General features: G+C 57.9%; 21 protein-coding genes. 5 read left to right on the top strand and 16 right to left on the bottom strand.

Translation table 11 applies throughout. From position 1 onward, the window contains the following. Positions 1-24: 24 nt before the first annotated feature. The 3 genes from rnr to dapE form a co-directional block, all read right to left on the bottom strand. Positions 25-2,286 carry a ribonuclease R gene (gene rnr / locus ACTG3X_RS02810; protein ID WP_439109717.1) on the bottom strand — a complete coding sequence of 754 codons (2,262 nt, stop codon included), beginning with the start codon at positions 2,284-2,286 and terminating at the stop codon, positions 25-27. A 190-nt stretch (positions 2,287-2,476) separates the two neighbouring features. Further along, positions 2,477-3,040, bottom strand: a complete 564-nt coding sequence (locus tag ACTG3X_RS02805) for a TIGR04282 family arsenosugar biosynthesis glycosyltransferase (protein ID WP_439109903.1) — start codon at positions 3,038-3,040, stop codon at positions 2,477-2,479. A 16-nt stretch (positions 3,041-3,056) separates the two neighbouring features. After that, complete coding sequence (gene dapE, locus ACTG3X_RS02800; protein WP_439109716.1) at positions 3,057-4,205, bottom strand: succinyl-diaminopimelate desuccinylase; 1,149 nt, start codon at positions 4,203-4,205, stop codon at positions 3,057-3,059. A gap of 286 nt (positions 4,206-4,491) precedes the next feature. On the opposite strand from dapE, the gene ACTG3X_RS02795 reads away from it, so the two are divergent. Both ACTG3X_RS02795 and ACTG3X_RS02790 read left to right on the top strand, forming a co-directional pair. Then, entirely contained in the window at positions 4,492-6,072 is a 1,581-nt protein-coding gene (locus ACTG3X_RS02795; protein ID WP_439109715.1) for a Hint domain-containing protein, read from the top strand. A gap of 5 nt (positions 6,073-6,077) precedes the next feature. Further along, the gene (locus ACTG3X_RS02790; RefSeq protein ID WP_439109714.1) at positions 6,078-7,130 is read left to right on the top strand and encodes a Hint domain-containing protein; all 1,053 of its coding nucleotides are present in this window, start codon (positions 6,078-6,080) and stop codon (positions 7,128-7,130) included. Here ACTG3X_RS02790 and ACTG3X_RS02785 read toward each other — a convergent pair. The 10 genes from ACTG3X_RS02785 to urtA all read right to left on the bottom strand — a co-directional run bounded on the left by ACTG3X_RS02785 (position 7,127) and on the right by urtA (position 17,740). Further along, positions 7,127-7,813 carry an ABC transporter ATP-binding protein gene (locus tag ACTG3X_RS02785; RefSeq protein WP_439109713.1) on the bottom strand — a complete coding sequence of 229 codons (687 nt, stop codon included), beginning with the start codon at positions 7,811-7,813 and terminating at the stop codon, positions 7,127-7,129. The genes ACTG3X_RS02790 and ACTG3X_RS02785 overlap by 4 nt on opposite strands. Further along, positions 7,810-8,571 (bottom strand): ABC transporter ATP-binding protein, encoded by a 762-nt coding sequence (locus ACTG3X_RS02780; RefSeq protein ID WP_439109712.1) that lies wholly within the window; start codon positions 8,569-8,571, stop codon positions 7,810-7,812. Before ACTG3X_RS02780 ends, ACTG3X_RS02785 begins: the two co-directional genes overlap by 4 nt. Continuing rightward, complete coding sequence (locus tag ACTG3X_RS02775; RefSeq protein WP_439109711.1) at positions 8,564-9,547, bottom strand: branched-chain amino acid ABC transporter permease; 984 nt, start codon at positions 9,545-9,547, stop codon at positions 8,564-8,566. The genes ACTG3X_RS02780 and ACTG3X_RS02775 overlap by 8 nt, the downstream gene beginning before the upstream one ends. Continuing rightward, positions 9,544-10,464: a branched-chain amino acid ABC transporter permease gene (locus ACTG3X_RS02770; RefSeq protein ID WP_439109710.1), complete on the bottom strand. Its 921-nt coding sequence runs from the start codon at positions 10,462-10,464 to the stop codon at positions 9,544-9,546. Before ACTG3X_RS02770 ends, ACTG3X_RS02775 begins: the two co-directional genes overlap by 4 nt. A 46-nt stretch (positions 10,465-10,510) precedes the next feature. Further along, positions 10,511-11,653, bottom strand: coding sequence for an ABC transporter substrate-binding protein (locus tag ACTG3X_RS02765; RefSeq protein ID WP_439109709.1), 1,143 nt, complete (start codon positions 11,651-11,653; stop codon positions 10,511-10,513). Positions 11,654-11,841: 188 nt separating this feature from the next. Continuing rightward, positions 11,842-12,537, bottom strand: a complete 696-nt coding sequence (gene urtE / locus ACTG3X_RS02760; RefSeq protein ID WP_439109708.1) for an urea ABC transporter ATP-binding subunit UrtE — start codon at positions 12,535-12,537, stop codon at positions 11,842-11,844. Position 12,538: 1 nt separating this feature from the next. Continuing rightward, entirely contained in the window at positions 12,539-13,279 is a 741-nt protein-coding gene (urtD, locus tag ACTG3X_RS02755) for an urea ABC transporter ATP-binding protein UrtD (protein WP_439109707.1), read from the bottom strand. Next, positions 13,276-14,451: an urea ABC transporter permease subunit UrtC gene (gene urtC / locus ACTG3X_RS02750; protein WP_439109706.1), complete on the bottom strand. Its 1,176-nt coding sequence runs from the start codon at positions 14,449-14,451 to the stop codon at positions 13,276-13,278. The genes urtD and urtC overlap by 4 nt, the downstream gene beginning before the upstream one ends. 3 nt (positions 14,452-14,454) lie before the next feature. Continuing rightward, the gene (gene urtB / locus ACTG3X_RS02745) at positions 14,455-16,383 is read right to left on the bottom strand and encodes an urea ABC transporter permease subunit UrtB (protein WP_439109705.1); all 1,929 of its coding nucleotides are present in this window, start codon (positions 16,381-16,383) and stop codon (positions 14,455-14,457) included. Positions 16,384-16,453: 70 nt separating this feature from the next. After that, positions 16,454-17,740: an urea ABC transporter substrate-binding protein gene (gene urtA, locus ACTG3X_RS02740; protein WP_439109704.1), complete on the bottom strand. Its 1,287-nt coding sequence runs from the start codon at positions 17,738-17,740 to the stop codon at positions 16,454-16,456. A 511-nt stretch (positions 17,741-18,251) separates the two neighbouring features. Between urtA and ACTG3X_RS02735 the strand changes: the two genes are divergently transcribed. Genes ACTG3X_RS02735 through ACTG3X_RS02725 form a run of 3 tightly spaced genes read left to right on the top strand, consistent with a single transcriptional unit; the run spans position 18,252 to position 23,408 of the window. Next, positions 18,252-18,734, top strand: a complete 483-nt coding sequence (locus ACTG3X_RS02735; RefSeq protein WP_439109703.1) for an ImuA family protein — start codon at positions 18,252-18,254, stop codon at positions 18,732-18,734. Then, on the top strand, positions 18,706-20,148 hold the full coding sequence (locus tag ACTG3X_RS02730) for a Y-family DNA polymerase (protein ID WP_439109702.1): 1,443 nt from the start codon (positions 18,706-18,708) through the stop codon (positions 20,146-20,148). The genes ACTG3X_RS02735 and ACTG3X_RS02730 overlap by 29 nt, the downstream gene beginning before the upstream one ends. Beyond that, complete coding sequence (locus tag ACTG3X_RS02725; protein WP_439109701.1) at positions 20,145-23,408, top strand: error-prone DNA polymerase; 3,264 nt, start codon at positions 20,145-20,147, stop codon at positions 23,406-23,408. The genes ACTG3X_RS02730 and ACTG3X_RS02725 overlap by 4 nt, the downstream gene beginning before the upstream one ends. Positions 23,409-23,653: 245 nt before the next feature. Here ACTG3X_RS02725 and ACTG3X_RS02720 read toward each other — a convergent pair whose 3' ends face one another. From ACTG3X_RS02720 to ACTG3X_RS02710, 3 genes are read right to left on the bottom strand one after another with little or no spacing between them, the layout of a single operon-like run. After that, positions 23,654-24,055, bottom strand: coding sequence for a carboxymuconolactone decarboxylase family protein (locus ACTG3X_RS02720; protein ID WP_439109700.1), 402 nt, complete (start codon positions 24,053-24,055; stop codon positions 23,654-23,656). 11 nt (positions 24,056-24,066) lie between these two features. Beyond that, entirely contained in the window at positions 24,067-24,360 is a 294-nt protein-coding gene (locus ACTG3X_RS02715) for a DUF1330 domain-containing protein (protein ID WP_439109699.1), read from the bottom strand. Next, a complete protein-coding gene (locus tag ACTG3X_RS02710) occupies positions 24,353-25,048 on the bottom strand; it encodes a GntR family transcriptional regulator (RefSeq protein WP_439109698.1) in 696 nt (231 codons plus the stop codon). Before ACTG3X_RS02710 ends, ACTG3X_RS02715 begins: the two co-directional genes overlap by 8 nt. Between the last annotated feature and the right edge of the window lie 78 nt (positions 25,049-25,126).

Genomic DNA, 25,126 nt, shown 5'->3' with positions numbered 1-25,126 from the left:
TCTCGCGCGCCTCGGGCAGCGGCCTTACTTACGCTTGCGCTCAACCTTGCGCTTGGTCTTGGCGGCTTTTGTCTTGGCCTTGGCTTGGGCGCGCTTGGGCGGCTTGCCACGGCCTTTGTGGCTACGGAACCCGTGTTGCACGGGCTTGCCGTCGAGCTCCAGAAGCTCAAGCACGATGCCCCCCGTCACAGGCGCGGCCTCGGCCAGCTTGACCTTCACACGCAGCCCGAGGCTGATCTCGCGGCGGGTCTCCGACCCGACGAGCACACCACGGTCGGCGTCATAATTGAAAAACTCGCGCCCCAGCTCGCGCATGGGCACAAGGCCGTCCGCGCCGGTTTCATCGAGCTTCACAAAAATACCAAAGCGCGCAATGCCGCTCACCTTGCCGCCAAAGCTCTCGCCCACGCGCTTGTTGAGGTACGATGCAAGGTAGCGATCTGTGGTGTCGCGCTCTGCCAGCATCGAGCGGCGCTCGGTGGAAGAAATATGCTGCGCAGTCTCTTCAAGGCCCGCCTCGTCCTCGGCGGTCAGCCCGTCATCGCCCCACCCGTGCGACGCCACCAGCGCGCGGTGCACCACAAGGTCGGCATAGCGGCGGATCGGCGAGGTAAAATGCGAATAGGCCCGCAGCGCGAGGCCGAAGTGGCTGAAGTTTTCTTTGGAGTAGTAAGCCTGCGACATGGAGCGCAATGTGCTCATGTTGATCAGCTCGGCCTCTTCCATGCCCTCGGCCTGCTTCAGCAAACGGTTGAGATGCATGGTCTTGAGCACCTGCCCCTTGGCCAGCGTCAGCCCCGAGGCCTGCGCCACTTCGCGCAACGAGTCGATCTTCTCGACACTGGGCTCTTCATGCACGCGGAACAGCTGCGCCGTCTTGCGCGCAATCAGCTCTTCAGCCGCACAGACATTGGCCAGCACCATGAACTCTTCGATCATACGGTGCGCATCAAGGCGCTCGGCATAATCAATCGAGGCCACATCGCCGTCATCTGTCAGCACAATCTTGCGCTCGGGCAGATCAAGCTCCAGCGGCTGGCGCACCGCGCGCGCTTCGCGCAGCGCATAATACGCCTCATACAACGGCGCGATCACATCGCCCATCAAAGGCGCACATTTGTCGTTGGGCGCGCCGTCTTGGGCGGCCTGCACCTCTTGATAGTTGAGCGAGGCCGGCGATGTCATCAGCCCGCGCACAAAGCTGTGCGATATCTTCTCCCCCTGCGCACTCACCTGCATCCGCACCGCAATACAGGCGCGCGGCACCCCTTCGTGAAGCGAGCACAGATCGCCCGACAAGCGGTCTGGCAACATCGGCACAACACGGTCGGGGAAGTAGCTCGAGTTGCCCCGCTTGCGCGCCTCGCGGTCAAGCGCTGTGCCGGGGCGCACATAATGCGCCACATCGGCAATCGCCACCCAGATGATATGGCCACCCACATTCTCGGGGTCTGTATCTGCCTCGGCAAAACACGCGTCATCGTGGTCGCGCGCATCATGCGGGTCAATCGTCACAAGCGGCAGGTTGCGCAAATCTTCGCGCCCCTTCAGCCCTGCGGGCTTCATACTGTCAGCCTCCGCAATCACCGCGTCGGGGAAGCGGTCGGGAATACCGTGCTGGTGAATCGCAATCAGGCTCACAGCGCGCGGCTGGGTCGGGTCGCCAATACGGTTCACAATCCGCGCTTTGGGCAGGCCCATGCGCGCCTTGGGGCCAATCGCCGCCGCCTCGACCAGTTCGCCGTCCTTGGCCCCGTTGACCTCGCCCGCGGCAACAGTCCATTCTTTCTGCTCGCCCTTATCAATCGGCAGAATGCGGCCACCTTCTGCGCCTGCGCGGAAAATCCCGAGCACAAGCGACGGGTTCGTGCCGATGCGGCGGATGAGACGGCCCTCATAGCCATGCGCCTCACCTGTCACCTGCGTGAGGCGGGCCAATATCTGGTCGCCTCCGCCCAGCGCAGGGTCAGAGCCTTTCAAAACCATCATCACACGCGGCGCTTCGCCCTCGCCTTGCCATTCCATCGGCTCGGCCAGAAGGTCTCCGTCGCCATTGGGGCCAACCACACGCAAGACCGACACAGGCGAAAGCGTATCCGCCTCGCGATAGGTCTTTTTGCGCCGCTTCAGATGGCCCTCATCCTCCAGCTCTTTCATCATGCGCTTGAGATCAATGCGCGCAGCACCTTTGATGCCAAAAGCTTTGGCAATATCGCGTTTCGCGGTGAGGGTCGGGTTCTCGGAAATCCATGTGATGATTTCGTCTTTTGAAGGCAGCTTGTTCATGCCCCAGCGCTATCACGGCGCAATGGGGAAGGGAATATTTACCTTCTGTTCACAAATCGCTTAACGCCGCGCGCGCCGTGCGCTGCATTAGCTAATTTTTCCTGAAGCAAAATCCCGTTTGGGCGGTGCACGCATGGTGCACGCCCGGTGCACACATATCACCCCCCCGCTTTTCGGGCTGCGATGCGCGTTAACGCGACCGCGCGCTGGCCAGATCAGCAGCCGTGTCCACATCAGCCAGCTCGGCCACAACAGCGTGGCTCTGCCCGCCAAGGCTGGCCAGACTGTCGGCCAAAGTGTGCTCTGTTGAAAAGCGCACACCCTGAAACAGCTTGGGCGGCAAGGGCCGTGTGCGGCGAAACCCCACCAGCCAGAAGCCCCCGTCGGTGGCAGGGCCAAAGACAGCGTCTTTCGCCCCCAGCGCCGCAAAGCTTGCCGCGATATGGTGTTTTTGCACGGTCGGGATATCGCCCCCGATCAGACAGGCGCGCCCTTTGGGCAGCGCCTCAAACGCTGCGCGCATCCGCACGCCCAAGTCGCCCTGCCCTTGGGAAATACGCGGCAGATGCGCAGGCCAGACGCTGCTGTCCAGCGCCGTGTCAGGGGCCACGCTCAGCCAGATCTGCCAGCGCGGGTCTTCCAGCCGCCTCAGAAGCGCGCGCAGCTGATGACGAAACCACCACGCTGCCGCCACGCGCCCGATATCGCGCGCCAGACGCGTTTTCACCCGCCCCGCGGCGGGGAATTTCACCATCACAACGAGATGATTTTCAGGCAAAATAGTCACTCAGAATGCGCTTGTAGATGTCTTTGAGCTGATGGATCTGCGCCGTCTCTACGCGCTCGTCCACTTGGTGCATGGTCTTGCCAACAAGACCAAACTCCACAACAGGGCAATGCTCTTTCATAAAACGCGCATCCGATGTGCCGCCCGTGGTCGACAGTTCGGGCACACGCCCTGTCACCGCCTCAACGCTCTTGGCCACCAGCGCCGAAAGCTCTCCCGGCGGGGTGATAAAGCTTTCACCCGAAATTTTCACAACCATATCAATGCCAACGCCAAACTCGGCTTTGATCTTGTCGGCCTCGGCCTCAAGCCACGCGGTGAGCGATGCGCCTGTGTGGCTGTCATTGAAGCGGATGTTCACCGTGGCCCGCGCCTGCGCAGGGATCACATTGGTCGCCGCATTGCCCGTATCAATCGTCACAACCGCGAGGGTGGAGGCGTCAAAATGGTCTGTGCCTTGGTCAAGCTCGTGGCTGGCCAAACCATCCATCATCCGCGCCATCGCATTGAGCGGGTTGTTGGCGCGGTGCGGGTAGGCCGAATGCCCCTGCACACCTGTCACAGTGATCCACGCGGTCATGCTGCCGCGCCGTCCGATCTTCATCATCTCGCCCATCTCGTTTGGGCACGTCGGCTCGCCCACAAGGCAGACATCCATGCGCTCGCCTGCAATCTGCATATGCTCCAGAAGCGCGGTCGTGCCGTCAATCGCATCGCCCTCCTCATCGCCCGTGATGGTGAGGATCACCGCACCGTCAGGGGGTGTGTCTTGCACAAACTCGATGGCCGCCGCCGCAAAAGCCGCAACGCCTGATTTCATATCGGTCGCGCCGCGCCCCCAGATCATCCCGTCTTTTTCAACAGCGCCAAACGGCGGCACGCTCCACGCGGCCTCATCGCCCACTGGCACAACATCGGTATGGCCGTTAAAGCCGAAAGACTTGTTCGCCCCCTTTGCGCCCCAGCGCGCAAACAGGTTGCTCACCTCGCCACGGTCCGCGCGCACACACTCAAAGCCGGCCTCGCTGAGCAAGCCCTCCAAAAGCGTGAGTGCGCCCCCTTCAGCAGGCGTTACCGACGCACATTGTATAAGAGCTTTCGTCAGCTCTGCCGCATCAACCTGAGAAGCCATTTTTTCCGCCTTTTGCCAATTCGGTGCACATCACACTACATATCGTGGCGAAAGGCGAGCCGCAAACAAGAGACCGCCGCAATTATGCCACGTTTCTGCCAAGACACGCCATAAGGTCTTAACAGGGCGGATTCTTTGGTGTTAACTTTATGTTAATAATAAACCAGAGGCAGAGCAGGTGCGCAGGGGAACATACTCCTGATCATCCACAGAGCGAAAAACGCCAACGATATCTGTACCTTACAGAGCCGTACCGTACGCTTTGCCCTGAATGAGGCAGTATAGTATGGTCGCGGCGTCAGAATTGCCGATCAACACGAGTGCGTCCGCCCTGCAAATGGCGCAGACGATTTTTGGAGACGGCACCACAGTTTCAAGTGCGTCCTATTCGGGCAGCAGCTACTCGTCAGGAGTGTACTCCAACGGCAACGCCATCGCCCCGGGCGTCATGCCCGGGAACACAGGCGTCATCCTCTCCACAGGCCGCGCGCGCGACTTCACAAACAGCTGGGGCCAGTCCAACCAGAGCGGCTCGACAAGCACCAACACTGGCGGCCAGAACAACAACGCCGACTTCAACGCAGCCGCAGGCGCACGCACCTATGACGCCTCCTACCTTGATGTAGATTTCGTGCCCACAGGCAGCGTTATGACTATGCAGTTTGTGTTCTCCTCCGAGGAATACCCCGAGTTCACAAACTCGCTCTATCAGGATTTCATCGGCGTTTGGGTCAACGGCAACTTGGTAAACCTGAGCGTCGGCGATGGCGATATTGACCCCTCCAACGTCAACAACACCTCAAACCAGAACCTCTACAACGACAACACAAGCGACGCCTACAACACAGAGATGGACGGCTTCACCGTCACCATGACGCTCACCATGAACGTCAACGTCGGTGTGACCAACTCGATCCGTATCGGCATCGCCGATGTGCTTGACAGCAGCTACGATTCCAACCTGCTCATCGCGGCAGACAGTGTGCAAACCGCCCTTGTCGCCAATGATGACGAATACCACATGCCTGATCCGAACCAGATCAAAACCATTGATGTTCTGGGCAATGATCTCACCGCCAGCGGCGCGACACTGACGATCACCCACATCAACGGTGTGGCCGTGTCAGCAGGCAGCTCGGTTACGCTCAACACGGGCCAGACCGTCACGCTCAACGCCGATGGCACCTTCACACTCACCGCCGATAGCAACGCCGAAGACTTCAACTTCACCTACACAATCGACGATGGCACCAACACCGATGTCGGCTATGTCATCGTTGACGCTGTCCCCTGTTTTGTGCGCGACACCCGCATCCTGACAGAGCGGGGCTATGTCGCGGTGCAAGACCTCACGCTGCAAGACCGCGTCCAAACGCGCGACAACGGCTTCCAGCCCCTGCGCTGGATGGGCAACCGCGTCACCGCCGCGCGCGGCAAACACGCCCCCATCCGTATCCGCGCCAACACCTTTGGCGCTCATGAAGAGCTCTGGGTTTCCCCCCTGCACCGCGTGCTGATCCGCGACAGCTTGGCCGAGCTCTTGTTTGGCGAGCATGAAGTGCTCGTCGCCGCGCGCGATCTGGTCAACGACACCTCCGTCACCATCGTTGAGGGCGGCAGCGTCGAATATTTCCACCTGCTCTTTGATCAGCACGAAGTCATTTATTCAGAAGGCCTCGCCACCGAGAGCTTCTTGCCCGGCCCACAGCTGGCGGGCAGCTTTGAAGAAGAGATCGCAGCCGAAATCTATGATCTTTTTCCAGAGATCGACCCCGAGACAGGGCTTGGCTACAGCCCTGCCGCCCGTCGTACGCTCAAGCCATACGAGGCGCAGCTTTGGTGCGCACTCGAAGCCAAAGTGGCCTAAGCGCCATGAGCTGGATCGCCATAGCCGATGCAGACACCCGGCACTTCTCGGCCCCCGATGTGCAGGGCTTTCTGCCACGCGGCAGCCTTGTCATCGAAACCCGCCTCTCGCCAGAAGAGCGGCCCCAAACCCTGCTCGCCTACCGCGAACGCCACCCATGGGAGCGCAGCCTGTCACTGCAAGCCATACCCGGCGGCGGGATTGTTCTCATCACCAGCCAGAACGGCGAGAGCGCACATGTGGCCCTCGCGCTTGAGGCCTCCGAGCGCGCCGATCTGTTGCGCATCACCTACAGCTGGGATGCCCCGGCCCGCTGGGGCCGCCTTGCCATAGAGCGCCCCGAGCGCGGCTCTGTCAGGACGGTTCTGGCCCCGCGCCCACACCCGCTCTGGCTGACCGATATCCAGACCATGGCCACCGCGCCCCACATGATCCAGCTGGATGGGGATGTCGAGTTTTTCGCCTTTTCCGATTGCGTCGAGCCCCTTGGCCCCATGCCCAGTCTGGCCGCCAATGTGCCCCTCTTGACGCAGGGCCAATACCGCCCCGTATCCAAGCTACAACAGGGCGACCTTGTTGAAACAGTGGAGCACGGCGCAGTGCCTGTGCTGGCGCATGTGTCACGCACCGTGCCTGCACGCGGCAGCTTCCGCCCCGTGCGTTTGCGTGCGCCCTACTTCGGCTTGCAACAAGACATCATCGTCGCGCCCGACCAGAAGCTGGTCGTGAGCAAGCCGATGGTGGAGTATATGTTTGGCTGCGAAGCCGTGCTTGTGCCCGCACGCCACCTCGTCAACGGGACTTCGGCCATATGGCAGGACCTGAAGCTCACAACGACCTACCACCAGCTTGTGCTGCCCGAACATGAAACACTCATCGCCGCAGGCTCGGCCCTTGAGAGCCTGTTCATCGGCCGCATCCGGCGCAAGCCCGAGAACCTCGCCCAAAGCCTGCTCGGCCCGCTCCTGCGCAACAGCCTGCCAGAGCATATGCTGTCAGCCCACCCGGTCTTGCGCCCCTTTGACGCCATAACGCTGGTTGAACAAAGCGCTGCCTAGACGCCCACATACTGCTGCGTCACCGCATCAGAGAGCGCGTCAATTTCACCCTGCCAGACAGAGCGCCCCCGCTCCAGAATAACGGCGCTGTCACAAACGCCGCGCAGCTCTTTCACCGACTTGTCAATCACCAGAATAGACAGGCCCGTCTTGGCCTTCAGCGCGGCCACCGCCGCCCAGATCTCCTGGCGAATGAGCGGTGCAAGCCCCTCGGTTGCCTCATCCAGAATAAGCAGGCGCGGGTTGGTCATCAGAGCGCGCCCGATCGCCAGCATTTGCTGTTCGCCCCCCGAAAGCGACGCGGCGCGCTGGTCTTTGCGCTCACCCAGACGCGGGAAAAGCTCTGCCACTTTGCCCAGATCCCATTCGCCCGCGCGTGCAGCTGCGGTCAGGTTCTCCTGCACCGTGAGCGAGGCAAAACAGCGCCGCCCCTCAGGCACAAGCCCAATCCCCAGCCGCGCCGCGCGGTGGCTTGGCAGGCGCAGGAGGTCATGGCCATCAAAAGTGATCTGGCCCTGTGCCGCCATCATGCGGCAAATGCATTTGACAGTCGTGCTTTTGCCCATCCCGTTGCGGCCCATAAGTGCCAGCACTTTGCCCTCCTCCAGCGCAAGCGAAACACCAAAAAGCGCTTGGCTCGCGCCGTAGGCAGCCGTGACATTGGCGAGCGTGAGCAGACTCATGTCGCATCCCCCAGATAGGCATCGCGCACATCCTTGTTGGCGCGGATCTGCTCAACACTGCCGGTGGCAATAACACGGCCATAGACCAACACGCTGATACGGTCTGCCAAGGCAAAGACAGCGTCCATATCGTGCTCGACCAGCAAGATAGGCGCCTCTTGCTTCAGCTCCGCCAAAAACTGCGTCAGCCGCTGGCTGCCCTCTGCGCCAAGGCCTGCCATTGGCTCATCCATGACAAAGGCCTTGGGTCGCAGCGTAAGCGCCACCGCCACCTCCAGCTGGCGGCGCTGCCCGTGGCTCAGCTCGGAGGTGCGTATGTTGCGAAGCTCTTCCAGCCCGACCCGCGCCAGCGCCTCATCGGCGCGCGCAAGCAGAGCCTTATTTTTCAAAGCAGGCTGCCAAAAGCGCCAGAGCGTGCCCATAGCCCCCTGCGCACCCAGCACAGCGTTTTGCAAAACCGTGTCTTCCATCGCCAGCGCCGAGATCTGGAAGGTGCGCCCCAGCCCCTTTCGGGCCCGCCCCCGCGCGCTCAGCGCCGTGATGTCTTCGCCGTTGAGCTCGACCTGCCCCGCATCAGGCGCAAGCGTGCCGCAGATTTGCGCAATCAGCGTAGATTTGCCCGCTCCGTTCGGGCCGATAACCGCGTGAATTTCTCCTGCCTTCAGATCAAGTGAAATCGCATCCGAGGCTTGCAGCGCACCAAAAGCCTTGCTGATGCCACGCGTGGCCAGAACCGTATCTTTACCCGCGTCACCCATGGCTTTTCTCCCGCCCTGCAACCATCCCGATGAGGCCACCGCGCCCGAAGAGCACAATCGCGAGCAGCAAAAGGCCAAGGTAAATATGCCAATAGTCGCTCAAGCCCCCGAGCCAGTGCTCAAGCCCGACAAAAACGAGCGCTCCCACAACAGGGCCAAAGAGCCGCCCCACGCCCCCAATGATGATAAACACCATGATCTCGCCCGAGAGCTGCCAGCTGAACATTGTGGGGCTAACAAAGCGGTTGAGGTCGGCAAACAGCGCGCCCGCAAGCCCGGTGATCGCCCCCGAGATTACAAAGGCCACCAGCTTGATACGCATACCATCAAGCCCCACGGTCTCTACGCGCTGCGGCGCTTGCCGCACCGCGCCCAGCGCCAGCCCGAAAGGCGACTTTGCCAACCGATGCGCGCCAAACAATGCCGCGCTGAGAAGCACAAGGCACAGGCCGTAAAACTGGATCGGATCAAGCGTGTTGAGGCCCGGAAAGCCGTTGCGCATATAGATCGACAACCCGTCTTCGCCACCATAGGCCGACCAGCTTATCGCGAAGTAATAAAACATCTGGCCAAAGGCGAGCGTGATCATGATGAAGTAAACACCCCCCGTGCGCAGAGACAGAACCCCGATCAATAGCGCCGCCAAGGCCGACACAACCACGGCCACAAGCCAGATCACCGGCATCACGTTTGTGCCCTCGATCAGGAACGGCACCTCCATGAGCGGCGTATAGGTCTGCGCATGATAGGCCAGAATGCCCATGCTATAGCCACCCAGCCCGAAGAAGACCGCATGTCCAAAGCTCACAAGCCCGCCAAGGCCAAGGGCGATGTTCAGCCCCACAGCCGCAAGCGCAAAGACGGCGGCGCGGGTCATAAGCGTGATGGTAAAAGGCTCATCGGCCCAGAGCGCCCAAGCCGGCACCGCCAGAAAGATCGCAAAGACAAGCGCGTTGAGCTGGCTTTCCCTGATCATGTGCGCGCTCCGAAAAGGCCCGTGGGCCGCAAGACAAGCACCGCGCCCATCAAAATATAAATCGCCATCGAGGCCAGCGACGAACCCACAGAGGCCGCCGCAGAGGGCTCCATAAACAGCGCAAATATCTGCGGCAGGAAAACACCGCCGAGCGTGTCTGTCAGCCCCACAAGCAGCGCCCCGACAAGCGCGCCCTTGATCGAGCCGATGCCACCGATCACGATGACAACAAAGGCCAGTATGAGCACAGGCTCACCCATCCCCACCTGCACCGACTGGATCGCGCCGACAAGCGCCCCCGCAAGGCCCGCCAAAGCAGCCCCCAGCGCAAAGATCAGCGTATAGAGCTTGGAGATATCAACACCCAATGCCGCGATCATCTCACGGTCGTTCTCGCCTGCGCGGATCTGGATGCCGATGCGCGTGCGCGTGATCATAAGGCCCAGCCCTGCCGCAACCGCAAGCCCCACCAGAATGAGCACAAGGCGGTAAAGCGGATACTCGATCCCGCCCGGCAAGCTGACAGGGCCGCTCAGCGCCTCGGGGATGTTGAGAAACAGAGGAAACGACCCAAAGAGCCAGCGTGTGCCTTCCGAAAAGATGAGGATCAGCGCGAAGGTGGCAAGCACTTGGTCAAGGTGGTCTTTGTCATAGAGCCTTCGGATCACCAGAAACTCGATCAGGGCACCTGCTGCCGCCGCCGCCGCCATGGCAGCCGCCAGCGCCAGCACAAAAGATCCCGTCACCCCTGCGACAGCCGCCGCCGCAAAAGCCCCCACCATATAAAGCGAGCCATGGGCCAGATTGATCAGGCCCATAACCCCGAAAATCAGGGTGAGGCCAGCGGCCATAAGAAACAGCATAATGCCAAACTGAAGCCCGTTCAGCACTTGCTCTGCGATAAGGATAAGGGACATGCGTGTCTCGGTCTGGCCGCGCGCCTGAGTGCGCGGCCAGCTCTACTTACATTTTGCAGTCAACGCCGTAAGCGTCAGCGTGGTTTTCAAGAGCTGGACCAATAAGCTTGTTGGTATAGACATCGCCCTCTTTGACAACTTCGCGGGCATAAATTGTCTGGATCGGGTGATGGTTGTCGCCAAATTTGAAGTCGCCCCGCGTGCTCGCAAAATCAGCTGCCTTGAGCGCGGCCCGAAACGCATCGGCATCACTCACATCAGCTGTATTGAGCGCCGAGATCAGCAAATTCGCCGTATCAAACCCCTGGCTCGCATAAAGCGAAGGCAGGCGGCCATATTCGGCCTGAAACGTCTCAACAAAGGCAACATTGGCGGCGTTGTCCAAGTCTTTGTTCCACTGGGACGTGTTCACGACCCCAAGCGCCGCATCGCCCACGGCCTGCAAAATACCTTGATCAAACGAGAAGGCTGGCCCCACCACGGGCAGATCAACGCCTGAGTCCGCATATTGCTTCAGAAACGCGATCCCCATGCCACCAGGCAGGAAAAAGAACACTGAATCTGCACCACTTGCACGGATCTGGGCAATCTCGGCAGCGTAGTCGGTTTGACCAAGCTTTGTGTAAATCTCACCCGCCAGCTCGCCTTTGAAGAACCGCTTGTAGCCTGTCAAAGCATCCTGCCCCGCGGGGTAGTTCGGCGCGAGAATAAAGGTTTTGCCGTAACCTGCCGAATTTGCATAAGCGCCCGCGGCTTCATGCAGGTTGTCGTTCTGCCAGGCAACGTTGAAGTAATTGGGGTGGCAGCCCTTGCCCGCAAGCGCAGAGGGGCCAGCATTGGGAGACAGGTAGAACTTGCCTTGCGCCGTCACAGACGGGATCACGGCCATGGCAAGGTTTGACCAGATAATCCCTGTCAGCACGTCCACCTTTTCAGATTGCACCATCTTGTCGGCAAGCTGTACGGCAACGTCAGGTTTGCGCTGGTCATCCTCGATAACAACTTCGATATCATCGCGGCCTGATTGCTTGATCGCCAGCATGAAGCCGTCACGTACATCAATACCAAGGCCCGCACCGCCGCCTGACAGCGTTGTGATCATGCCCACTTTTGTCTCTGCCAGAGCGCCTCCTGCAAAGCTAAGCCCCGCCGCAAGCGCCACAGCCAGAGTTGTCACTGTCTTTTTCATATCCGTCTCCCGTTGTTCCCCGACTGCCGAAAGCTCGTATGATATTGGCTCGCATGTAGGGCTTTAAACACGCCCCAACTTCTCGCCAAAGCCTCCGAAAGGAAAGCCCTTTTATGGCCAATCAACGAAAGCGGTCCTATAGGCCCTTATCGCAGCCATGGTGGTGCAAAAAACCTGCGGGTCCAGCCTCAAATCATTAAAGCGTCCAAAAGCGTTGCTCTGTCCGCGCTCACTTTGGGAATTGATTTTGTGATCTGCCCCCGCTGCATAATGTGGAAATGATCCGCATTCTTGAAAGCAAAATCAAAATTCTGCTCCACCAGAACAATCGCAATGTCGCCACGGCTGCGCAGAATATCGATTGTGCGGCCAATCATCTGGATAATGTTGGGCTGGATGCCTTCGGTCGGCTCATCCAGCAACAGAACCTTGGGGCGTGCGACAAGGGCACGCGCGATTGAGAGCTGCTGCTGCTGCCCCCCTGACAAGTCACCGCCGCGCCGCGCTTTCATATCGGCTAAGACAGGGAACAAATCAAAAATATCATCGGGAATTTTGTGCTCTGCCTTTGGCAGACATGCAAAACCTGTTTGCAGGTTTTCCTCCACGGTCATCAGTGCAAAAATTTCCCGCCCTTGGGGGACATACCCGATGCCAGCCTGTGCCGCGCGCGCGGCCTGACCAGAGGCCAATGGGCTCCCGTCCAGCGCGACAGTCCCGCTAAAAAACGGGTGACGGCCAGCAATGGCTTTCAGCAAGCTGGTTTTACCAACTCCATTGGTGCCGGTCACGCATGTGACTTGGCCCAGAGGCGCAGTCAGCGTGACATCTTGCAGGATTTGGGATTCGCCGTATTTCAGGTTCAGATCAGTGATTTCCAGCATCTCAGCGCCCCAGATAAACGTCGATGACGGTTTTGTTTTTGGTCACATGATCAAGTGACCCTTCAGCCAGAACCGACCCTTCGTGCAAAACTGTGACCCTGCAATCAAGGCGCCGCACGAACTCCATATCGTGTTCTACAACGATCACAGCGCAGGTCTCAGCCGCTTTTTTCAAAATATCTGTCGTGTGTTCGCGTTCTTGAGCTGTCATGCCAGCTGCGGGCTCGTCCACCAAAAGCAGTCGGGGGCTTTGCGCAAGCAACATCCCGATTTCCAGCCATTGCTTCTGCCCATGGCTGAGTTCCCCCGCTGGGCGCTTCAGGTGATCCGTCAGGTTGATTTCATCAGCGATGGCTTCTACCCGTGCGGCTCCTTCGGTCGATTTTCGATAAAACAGGACAGAGAACGGCCCACGCGGGTTTTTCAGGGCCATCGCAAGGTTTTCACGAACGGTTTGAGCCTCAAAGACAGTCGGTTTCTGAAACTTGCGACCAATGCCAAGAAGTGCGATCTCGCTTTCTGACAGACCAACCAACGAGCGGCTGTTCTCACCAAACAGAATGGTGCCGGAGTCAGGTTTGGTTTTACCCGTTATGATGTCCATAAACGTGGTTTTGCCTGCTCCGTTCGGGCCGATCACGGCGCGCAGCTCAGGCTCCGATATTTGCAGAGACAGATTGTTGATTGCACGAAACCCGTCGAAAGTTTTGCAGATACCAGAGAGTTCAAGAAGCGAGGTCATGATTTGCGCACCAATCTGTCAAAAAGGCCGCCAATGCCGTTTGGCGCGAAAAGTGTAACAAGTACAAACGACAAGCCAAGCAGCACCAGCCACCAATCAACCCACTGTATTGTATAAAAGCCGAGGTTGATGCTGGGCGCCCCACCCCCTGTGAACCAGCTCGCCAGCAGCGAGACAACAGCAGCACCGATCACCGCGCCATACAGCCGCCCACGCCCCCCGATAGCGACCCAAACAGCGAGATAGATCGACGCAATCGGCGCAATTTCGGCGGGGTTGATGATACCTGCTTGGGGATAATAAAGCGCACCGGCAACACCTGCGATGATCGCGGTGATCGTGAATACGAATAGCTTATAGCTTTCGACATGATAGCCAAGAAAACGCACACGGGATTCATCGTCGCGGATCGCCTGGATAATGTTACCGAGCTTGCTGTCGGTAATCCAAACAAACAGCAGATACCCAAGGCCAAGCGCAAAAGCAGACGCTGCGAAAAACACAATCGAGATGACGTCCTGTCCGTGGTTCTCAAGACCCGGAATGTTTTGCAGACCAGACAGGCCGTTGTTGCCGCGCAACCCGCTGTCGTTTTGAAAGAGATAAAGTGACAGCGCCAGCGTCATTGCTTGGGTCAGTATGGACAGATAAACGCCCGTGACACGGCTGCGAAATGCGAGCCAACCGAAGACAAGCGCCAGCAGCCCGGGGATGAACACCGCGAGAGCGAGCTGGATGTAGAGATTATCGGCAAAGCTCCACAGGAGCGGAAACTCCGACGATCCGACAACCCCGAAGATCTGGTTGCCGATCGCATCCGACATCTCTTGCGCCGTCGGCGGAATGATCTGTCCTGACAGACTTTGCACAACAATGATTTCCGTGCGCGCATACATCAGCCACATGCCAATGGCGTAGCCACCGATCCCGAAGAAAGCGAAATGCCCCAAAGACAGGATACCACAATACCCCCAGACAACATCCATCGCGATCGCGACCAGACACAAACAAAGGGTTTTACCCAACGTTTTCACAAGGGAGGTCGAGATAAGACCCGTTCCCGTAGCTTCAGACATCAAGGCCACCAGAATGGTAAACAGAGCAAGGGCCGAGAGAAAATACAGCACCGAGGGGTTACGGGCGATAAAGGACTTATGCTGAAATTTTGCCATGGATCAATCCGCCGCCGCGCGGCCTTTGGGGGCAACAATGCCTTTGGGCCTAAACTGGATAAACAGGATGATGAACAGGATCATATAGGTTTGAGCAGCCAGCGTATTGGACGGGTTCAACCACTCGATCCCTTTTTGCAAAAATCCAATCAGCCCTGCGCCTGCAAGAGTGCCAAAAACAGAGCCCACACCGCCGACAACGACCGTCATAAAGCTCTGCACGATATAGCCAGCGCCCATCTCGGAAGTGACCTGCGCATAGAGCCCGATCCCCACACCAGCCACACCGGCGATGCCCGAACCAAGACCGAAGGTCAGCATATTGATGCGATCAGGGTTGATGCCCATAGACGCCGCCATGCCGCGGTTTTGAGTTACCGCACGCACCTCAAGCCCCAGCCGCGTGCGGTTGAGAATGTAGAGTAGCAACAGCAGAAAGATCAGCGCCAAAACAAAGATAGCAATGCGGATATAGCTGATCTGGATCACATCAGAGATCACCAGCGCGCCGCCCAGCCAGTCAGGTGAAGTGAGCGGGCGGGCCTGCGTGCCAAATATATTCTTGGCCAATTGTTGCAAAGCGATCGAGATCCCAAAAGTCGCGAGCAAGGTTTCAAGCGGGCGGTGATAAAGATAACGGATCACCAGCCGCTCCAGCGCCACGCCCGCGCCGAAAGTAACAATAAAAGCCAACGGAAGAGCGACGATCAGCGAAACGGTGTAGTCCGGAATGACCAGCTGCACCACGTAGCCCGTGTACGCGCCCATCATGATAAATTCGCCATGTGCCATGTTGATGACGCCCATCTGCCCGAAGGTGATGGCTAGACCAATGGCCGCAAGAAAATAGATTGACGCAAGCGACAACCCGTCAAGCCCAAGATCAAGGGTTTGCGCCCAGCCAACACGTGTCTCTATGCTATCCAGCGTGGCGCGGGCAGCACCGGTAATGCTGCTGTCTGTCTCATTGTAGACCTCATAAAACACATGCTTTGCCAAGGCGGCATCAATGGCTTGCGGCGTCACCAAAGGAGGAACAAGACCCGCGTCCGACAAGGCGGTATAGGCCTGGATTCGAAGGCTATCGCGACCAAGCTGAGCGATGGGAATGCCACCTGCGCGGCCTTCAACAACATTCGCCTCAAGCGCCGCACGGATTTCCGCCGGGGTAACGATAGCAGGCGCAAGATCGGCGGCGACCAGCTGCGCATAGCGCGACTGCGGATCGTCTGTAGGGTCAATGATGCGAGCGATGTTTCCAGCAGGCGCTTGCGGCGCCACTCCTGACGTTGTGGCAAGAGTTTGGTTCAGCACAGCGCGCGCCTCTACAGAGGTATACCCCGATAGGGCCTTCAAGGCGCTGATACGTGCTTGAGCTGTGTCGCCAAAGCGCGCTGTCAGGAAGATGACAAGCTCCTGCTTCCGTTTCAGGAGTGCAGGGTCGTCTTCGCCTTCGAGCGATGTGATAAGTGGTGCAAGCTGTTCAGCATCACCCCGGCGCGCGATGCTGTCGAGTGCCGCACGCCTGCGCACGGGATCGGGTTCGCTCAGCTGAAATTGCACCAGCGCCAGTCCGATCATACGCCGCACGCCACCGTTGGGCCTGATCTGGATGTAATCATTGGGCAGTGCGGTTGTCTCAACACCAGTATCGACATCCTGCAAGGTCAGCATGTCGTCAGCTGCGGTTGCTATGAAAAAGCCACCCGAGGATTTCTCCCGCCAGACGTTGCGCTCGGCCCAACTCTCCAGAAATTTGGGGACTTGTGGCAAGTCTGACTGGGTCAGACTATCAAGCAGCACGTCCACTGACGTCCTCGAAGGCTTGGCCACCTCTTCAGCGTGAGTTTGCAAGATAGACTGCAGGGTTTGAGCCTGTACCGCGCCGATAGATACCAGCAACCAGATCAAGCCAATCAGAACAGAGCGCATATAAATCAGACCTTTAAGACGAATTTTCGAGCGTCGGGGCCGCTGTTTCAACGGCCCCGCCTCACAAGGTTCAATAGTTGGATGTCAACTGAACACAGGTCTTTGTCTCGGTGTTGTACATACCACAGCCGAGGTCTTTCCAATCCGAGGTCAGCACAGCAGACTCGGGCAGGAAGTCTGTCCAGGCATCACCGGGCACTTCGGCGGTCTGGCTGATGATATCAAACTGGCCATCAGCCGTGATCTCACCGATCAGCACAGGCTTGGTCAGGTGATGGTTGGGCAACATGACAGCCGTTCCACCTGTCAGGTTCGGAAACTCCTGACCATACATTGCTGTGCGTACGGCATCGACGTCTGTCGTACCCGCGGCCTCGACAGCATTCACCCACATGTTAAAGCCGATGTAGTGAGCTTCCATCGGATCGTTGGTGACCCGGTTTTCGCCTGCAAAAGCCTTCCATTCGGCAACCCATGCGTCGTTCGCCTCAGTTTTGGCCGATTGGAAATAGTTCCATGCTGCCAAGTGTCCGACGAGGTTGGAGGTATCCAGCCCGGAGAGTTCTTCCTCACCCACAGAGAACGCCACAACCGGAATATCATCGGCAGAAATACCCGCCGCTGCGAGCTCTTTGTAAAACCCGATGTTTGCATCGCCGTTGATGGTCGAGATCACGCCCACCTGGCTGCCGTCGGCACCGAGTTCAACAACATCTGCAACAATGGTCGACCAATCAGAATGACCAAAAGGCGTGTAGTTGACGAAGATGTTCTCTTCAGGAATGCCTTTGCTGATCAAATACTCCTGAAGAATATTGTTGGTGGTTCTGGGGTAGACGTAATCTGTTCCAAGCAGAGCAAATTTCTTTACCCCAAGCTCCTCGAGGAAATAGTCGGTTGCCGGGATCGCCTGCTGGTTGGGGGCGGCCCCCGTGTAAAACACGTTGCGCGAGCTCTCTTCGCCCTCATACTGCACAGGGTAGAACATCAAACCATTCAGTTCCTCGAGTACAGGCAAAGCGGATTTGCGCGAGACAGAGGTCCAAGCACCAAAGATGACATCGACTTCCGACACCGTCAAAAGTTCACGCGCTTTTTCAGCGAAAAGAGGCCAATCCGAAGCAGGATCAACAACAACAGCCTCGATCTGGCACCCCAGTAGGCCACCGTCTTCGTTTTGCTGTTTGATCAACAACTCCATTGTGTCTTTTAGCGTGGTCTCAGAAATCGCCATTGTGCCAGAAAGAGAGTGAAGCACGCCAATTTTGATCGGGTCGGCGCATTCGGCAAAGGCTGCCGAGCCCGTAAACATGAGTGCTGCGGTTGCAGAAAGAGTGGATTTGATAGACATCTTCATTGGTCATCCCCGTTGGGCGTGCGCAAAGACCCCCTTATCTTGACGCCAGCGCGCCTAAGGATCATCATTGCAGCACAGCGATTGCTGTAGCTGCGTGCGGGGCGGATCCAGCAAGACTACCCTGCTCGCAGCGCTCATTGTCAGAGCTTACCCAACGTCAGATTTTGCAGGGCTGTTAACAAGAAAGCACATATCGTTGCTCAAAAAATTACACTTCTGCGCTTAAGATTTGCCCTTTTCGCGGATGTGCGCACAAAATTTGGGCGCCAATCGTAACGATTTGATGAATGCACACCAGTTTGGGAGGCTTGCGGCCAGAATCGCACCCCTGCCTTCAAGCTCGTCCAACTTAAAATGCGCTCACTGAGTATCCGCTGTGGCCCACAGTGTATAAAGCGATGCCATTGCCCCACAAGCAAGTTCCCCTTATGTTCTAATCATGCGAGTCACTTTCCAAAACGTCTTTCCCCTTCGCACCGCACGTGTCCATGAGGTCTGCGGAGCGGGAGCCGTGAGTTTTGCCGCTATGACAGCACAGGGCCGTAGCCTTTGGATCCGGCAAAGTTGGCTGTCCGACACGGTCGCACCACAAGGCCTCATGCCTTTTGTCAATCCTGAGGATCTGCTCTTCGCCCACCCCAAAGACCAAGCTGACGCGTTAGGGGTCGCCGAGGAGACACTCAAAGATGGCGTACTGCCCTTTGTTATTCTTGAAATAACCCGCCCGTTAAATCTACGGGAGGGGCGACGACTACAGCTGGCAGCCAAAGCAGGTGGAACGACTGGTTTGTGTCTGATCCCAAAGGGTATGGGATCAAATGCAGCCGAAACACGCTGGGAGGCCTCCCCACTCTTTGACACACAAAGCGAAGACTCGACTCTCCAACGGTGGGAAATTATAAAGAACAAATCAGGAACATTAAGCGTGTGGTCGGTGAAGTGGGATGCGCAAACGCGTCGTATCAATGTGGTTTCCGAGGTTGCCCAGCGATAGGGTTCTACGCGCAGGTCTGGGCCACATCGCCGACAACAATCGCCCGTTCGCGCTGATCCATCATGAGAAAAATACCGACCGCATTTATTGCCTCAACCCCGCGGCAGAGGCCCAAGGTTTGCATCGTGGCATGGGGTTCTCAGATGCACGGGCTTATTGCCCCGATTTGCAAAGCGAACCGGCAGATAAGATCGCCGATGCAAAATTCCTGCACACGTTGGCACGGTGGGGCAAGCGATACTGCCCTTGGGTCGGCTTGGATGGCACAGATGGCCTGATGCTCAACATAGCGGGGGCAGCACACTTGTTTGGCGGTGAGGCGAAGATGCTTAACGACATGCGCCACAGCCTTGCCCGCGCAGGGGTAAAAGGGCGGGTTGCGGCTGCTGATACACGCGGCGCGGCCTGGGCGCTCACCCATTATGCGCGTACGTACACGGAAGATATAACCTCATTGCCTGTGGCCGCCCTACGCCTTGATGCAAAATCCGACACGTCCCTGCAGCGCCTTGGGTTGCGCACAATTGGCGACCTCCTCGCCTTGCCACGCGCTACGCTGGCGCGACGGTTTGGCCCCGATGTGATGTTACGTCTGGATCAAGCGATGGGTGCACAGGATGAGGTCATCGCCCCTCTAGGCGAGGCACCTCATTACAGCGTGCGCATGACGTTACCCGATCCTATTGGATTGGTCGCAGACGTGATGATGGGCACCGAGCGCCTTTTGGTTCGACTGTGCGACAAACTCAAAGCTCAGGATATGGGCGCGCGCCAATTGCAACTCACCCTGCGCCGCGTCGATCAGGGCGCACAGCAGGTAGAGCTACGCTTGGCTGCCCCCATGCGCGATGCAGCTCGGATTTTACCACTGTTCACGCGCGGGGTGGATGCGGTGGATGCGGGCTATGGTATTGATCAGTTGCGCCTTGAGGCCACACAGGTCGAGCGTTTGTTGGACGCACAAATCAACGCGTCCAAAGCATCGCGCCCCGACGGTTTGGAGGATCTCATTACGCGCCTTGGAAACCGCATCGGGCTGGATAATATCCAGCGGTTTTTGCCTGCCGATAGCCACATCCCAGAGCGCAGTTTCCAAAGTGTCCCGGCAGCATATAGTTCCCCGTCAGGATCATGGGCCAGCCTACACTCGCGCCCCTTGCGCCTGTTTACGCCCGAACCGATTGCAGCCGTCGGATCAAAGCCACCCGTACAGTTCCGCTGGCGACGTATGTCTCTGACAACGGGGCGCGCGACAGGCCCAGAGCGCATCGCCCCCGAATGGTGGTTACCCGATGACAACTGGCGTTCAGGCGTACGCGACTATTGGAAAGTAGACACCCGCGAAGGGCGACGACTGTGGTTGTTTTATACCCCTCAAAATCCGAGCTGGTTCGTACAAGGTGAATTCGCATGACATTCCGAAACCCGTCCCTCGATCCAGGCTATGTGGAGTTATGTTGCACTTCGAACTTTACGTTCCTACGCGGTGCTTCGCATCCGGAGGAGTTAATCACGCGCGCCGCCTCTCTCGAGTTGAAGGGCATCGCCATCACCGATCACAACTCTCTGGCTGGCGTGGTACGGGCATATTCAGCGCGCAAGGAATTGTGCCGTGAATTGGGCGAGGATACACAGCTGCCCAAGTTGATCATTGGGGCGCGGCTGATCCTGCGAAATAGCAGCACACATTGGATCGCCTTGCCTCAAGATCGCGCAGCCTATGCCCGGCTGACACGGCTGCTTACCCTTGGCAAACGACGTGCGCCCAAAGCCGCGTGTCACTTGGAGCTGCAGGATTTGACACAGGGATGCGCGGGAATGAGCTTGATTGCACTTCCACAACAGTCGCTAAAAGATAGTGCAGCTGAAATTACCACCCTCAAGAAACATTTCCCCGCAGATGTTTTTGTCGGAGCAGCTCCCCGCTATGACGGAAGCGATCAGCGCTATTTTAATGCCTGCGCGGCCCTTGCTCATCATACCGCCGCGCCGATGGTGGCTGTGGGAGACGTACTCATGCACCATGGGGCGCGGCGACAATTGGCGGATGTCCTGACGTGCATGCGAGAGCACATCAGCATCGACGAAATAGGCACACGCGCCCTGCCCAACTCTGAGCGCCGCCTCAAAGGCGAGGCCGATATGAAGCGCCTGTTTGAGCGCCATCCAGCAGCCCTACGTCGCACTGTAGAGATTGCAGCCAAGTCCAGCTTTTGCTTGTCAGAGTTGAGCTATGAATACCCGGACGAAATCGCAAATAATGAAACTCCCCAAGATCGCTTGGCGCGACTGGCTCATGAAGGGCTCATAACCCGCTATCCAAAGGGCGCACCAGACGCTGCCATTGCACAAATGGAAAAAGAGTTGGCCCTGGTCAAAACGCTCGATTTTCCCGCCTATTTTCTCACCGTGCATGACATCGTTCAGTTCGCACGCTCTCAGGGCATCCTATGTCAGGGGCGCGGCTCTGCGGCCAATTCGATCCTGTGCTATCTCTTGGGCATCACCGACGTCAGCCCTGAAACCATCACAATGGTGGTGGAAAGGTTCGTCTCCGAGCATCGTGGAGAGCCACCAGATATAGATGTAGATTTCGAGCATGAGCGCCGCGAAGAGGTCATCCAGCATATCTACACCAAATATGGCCGTCATCGTGCAGGGCTTTGTGCAACCGTGATCCATTTCCGCTCGCGAGCCGCCATCGCGGAAGTGGGCAAAGTCATGGGGCTATCCAGGGATGTGACAGCCAACCTCTCGGGACAAATATGGGGCTCGGACAGTGGGGGAGCAGACCCTGAACGGGTCAAGGAAATCGGCCTCGACATGACCGATCCTCGCCTCGCATTGACCATCAAACTCATCGGAGAGATCATCGGGTTCCCACGCCACCTGAGCCAGCATGTCGGCGGCTTCATCATAACAAAGGGTCGTCTGGACGAACTCTGTCCGATTGAAAACGCGGCGATGGAAGACCGTACGATTATCGAGTGGGACAAGGATGATATCGACGCGCTCGGCATTCTCAAGGTCGACATTCTCAGCCTTGGCATGCTCACGTGTATCCGCAAGAGTTTCGAGCTGATCGCGCAGCATGGCGGCCCGTCCTATCGCATCGCGACCGTCCCGCAAGATGATGCACCGACCTTTGATATGCTCTGCGCGGCCGATGCCATTGGCGTGTTTCAGGTCGAAAGCCGCGCGCAGATGAACTTCTTGCCGCGGATGAAACCCCGCGTGTTTTACGACCTGGTGATAGAGGTGGCCATCGTGCGTCCAGGCCCGATTCAAGGGGGCATGGTGCATCCCTACATTAACCGCCGACAAGGCAAAGAACCTGTCACGTTCCCCTCTCCTGCGTTCGAAAAAGTGCTCGGGAAGACTCTGGGCGTGCCACTGTTCCAAGAGCAAGCCATGCAAATCGCTGTTGTCGCAGCAGGGTTTTCACCCTCAGAAGCCGACAAGTTACGCCGTTCTATGGCGACGTTTAGACGGATGGGCACCATTGGCCAGCTACGCGACAAATTTATCAATGGAATGTTAGAGCGCGGCTATACTTCCGCATTCGCAGAAAGCTGCTTTTCCCAAATAGAGGGATTTGGTGAATACGGTTTCCCCGAAAGTCACGCCGCCGCCTTTGCGATGCTCGCCTATGTCTCCGCGTGGCTCAAACGCCATCATCCTGCCGCGTTCACTTGCGCATTACTCAACTCCCAACCAATGGGCTTTTACGCCCCTGCACAAATCGTGCGGGATGCTCGTGAACATCAAATCGAAGTGCGTCCGATTTGCGCAAATGCCAGCGCATGGGACAGCACCTTGGAAAAACGTGCCGACGGGTCTCTGGCGCTCAGGCTCGGGTTTCGCCAGATAAAAGGCTTCCGCGAAGAGGATGCCGCATGGATTGTCGCGGCACGGGGCAACGGCTACACCGACCCTGAGGCACTTTGGTTGCGCGCGGGGGTCGGGCCAGCGGTTCTCGAACGGCTGGCCGAAGCAGATGCTTTTGCAGGTCTCGGCATGGGGCGACGCGATGCACTTTGGGCTGTAAAAGCCATTACCGGTCCTAAACCGCTCCCACTTTTCAATGACTTGATTGAAGGCGAAGGAATAAATGAGCAAGCTGTCACCCTGCCCACCATGCACCTGGGCGAAGAGGTGGTCGAGGATTACGTCGCCATGCGGTTGTCACTCAAAGCCCATCCAATGGAGTTGCTGCGTCCTAAAATGGCAGACCTTACTTCCCATGCCGACTTGCCCAACATCCCCCTTAGCCCGATTGCCAAGCGCGCCATTTCGGTCTGTGGTCTGGTCATCACGCGGCAACGCCCCGGCACCGCATCTGGAGTCGTTTTCCTGACGCTTGAAGACGAGACCGGTGTTGCAAATGTGGTGGTCTGGAAAACCGTCTACAAACAATTTCGTCGTGCAGTGATGGGCGGGCGATTGCTACGTGTCACAGGCCTGGTACAGCGCGAAGGAATCGTGGTGCACCTCATTGCACAAACCGTCGAGGACGTCTCACACCACCTAGGTGAGCTCGGGCATCCGATGGATAGCGCCGTTGGTCTGACCGAACCCCAAGCAGACGACGCACCGCGCAGGCGCGCGCACCTCCTCACCATGCACCCTCGCGATCAAGCCAAACGCTTTTTCCCCAGTAGAGACTTTAAGTAATGAACGGGCAACTCAACACAGCATTCAATTCATCCCGCTATGACACCGCCAGAGCGGCTTCCGGCAGGCCATCGTTTGCCAAGGTTCCTATCCGCTACGCTTAACCCTTAAAAAGCTTGGCAAAGCGCGCGCAGTATAATCCACTTTGCTTACGGGAGGGGTGGCGGCCTTTGGCAAACTTCGCTTGCCGTTGTCGACTGATTATTCGGCAACCTGAATTCTGGGCGTAGAAGCGCGTTCAGGCTTCACCGAGGGCCAGTCTCAGGCGCGTCATCGCCCAGAACCTTCTTCGCCACGCGGAAGCATTCAAGCCCCTGCGGGACACCGCAGTAAATGGCAACCGCATGGATGATGGCCCGGATTTCTTCTTTGGTGACACCGTTGTTGATGGCCCCGCGGCAATGCAGCTCCCATTCGGTCATCTTTCCCAAGGCGCCGATCATGGAAAGGTTCATCATCGAGCGGGTCTTGGCGTCGATCACTTCATCGCCCCACCCAAAGCCCCAGCACCAAGCGGTCATGGCCTCCTGAAAAGGGCGGGTAAACTCGTCTGCAGCGGCGAGGTTCTTCTCCACATACTCTGCGCCCAGTGTCGCCTTGCGCTGTTCAAGGCCTTTCAGGAATAGATCTTCATCAAAAGTTGTCACTGTGTGCTCCCTCAAGTGGCAATGCCTTCGGTTATAACGATGTTTGCTGTGCAGGCCGCATCGCGATGTGCGCGCGCTGATTGGTACTCGGGCGAGTTGTAGCAGGCGAGCGCCTGAGCTTTGCTCTCAAATTCAATGACCACATGCCTCTGAAATGCCTGCCCTTCCAGCGTTTCACCGTCATCGCCCCGCACCAGAAACTGCGCTCCGTATTTGGCAAAAGCTGCAGGTGCGTGCTGCTGATAGCCTGCATATCGGGCCGCGTCCGTCACGGTCACGAAAGCAATCCAGTATCCTTTAGCCATTTTTGTGCTCCGTATCAGAAACTTTCAAAAAGCCTTGCGCCGTTTTGGCAGCATCGGTGATATGCGCCTCCACAGCCGCGCGAGCGGCGTCAGCATCACGACTGAGGATTGCGTCGTGGATCGATGTCATGTGGTTCATGCCTGATGTTTCCCGATTGCGGGCCGCTATCGTCAGGGCACGCAGACGGCTGATCCGTCCGTTCAGGCGCTGCACAATGCCCCAAGCGACGGTATGCCCCGCCTCCAAAAAGATCAGCTCGTAAAAACGCGTGGTGGCTTGCAAAAGCTCTGACCATTCGGTGTCATCCATCTTGGCTTCGACAGCCTTGAGAGCCTCCGTCAGCTTCGGGCCAAAACCTGTGCCTTGGGCCAACGTGCAAGCCGATGCAGCGGCTCCTTCCAGCAGCAAGCGCACATCATAGATCTGTCGTGCCTGATTCCAGCTCAGCGTGGCCACAATAGGCCCATGGTTGGGTACGATTTCAACCAGACCCTCAGCTTCGAGATATCGGATGGTCTCACGAATGACCGTGCGACTAACACCCAGCTGGTCGCACAAGGGGCGCTCAACAAGCCGTTCACCGGGCGCAAAATGGCCTGCGATGATTGCCTCCCGCATTCGGTCTTGCACGATATCACGCAGAGTTTGCGGGGCTTTCGTGATCTTTTGTAATTGGGTTGATGTCATGCGTTCAGCTTATCAGGGCGAAGGAAGGGCTTCAAGTATTCTTGACATACCGTCTTATGGTATACCATGATCTGCGAC

It is taken from the genome of Lentibacter sp. (assembly GCF_965658795.1).
Taxonomy (GTDB): domain Bacteria; phylum Pseudomonadota; class Alphaproteobacteria; order Rhodobacterales; family Rhodobacteraceae; genus Lentibacter.
The sequence above is the reverse complement of the archived record's forward strand: the minus strand, read 5'-3'. Positions and strand labels throughout refer to the sequence as shown.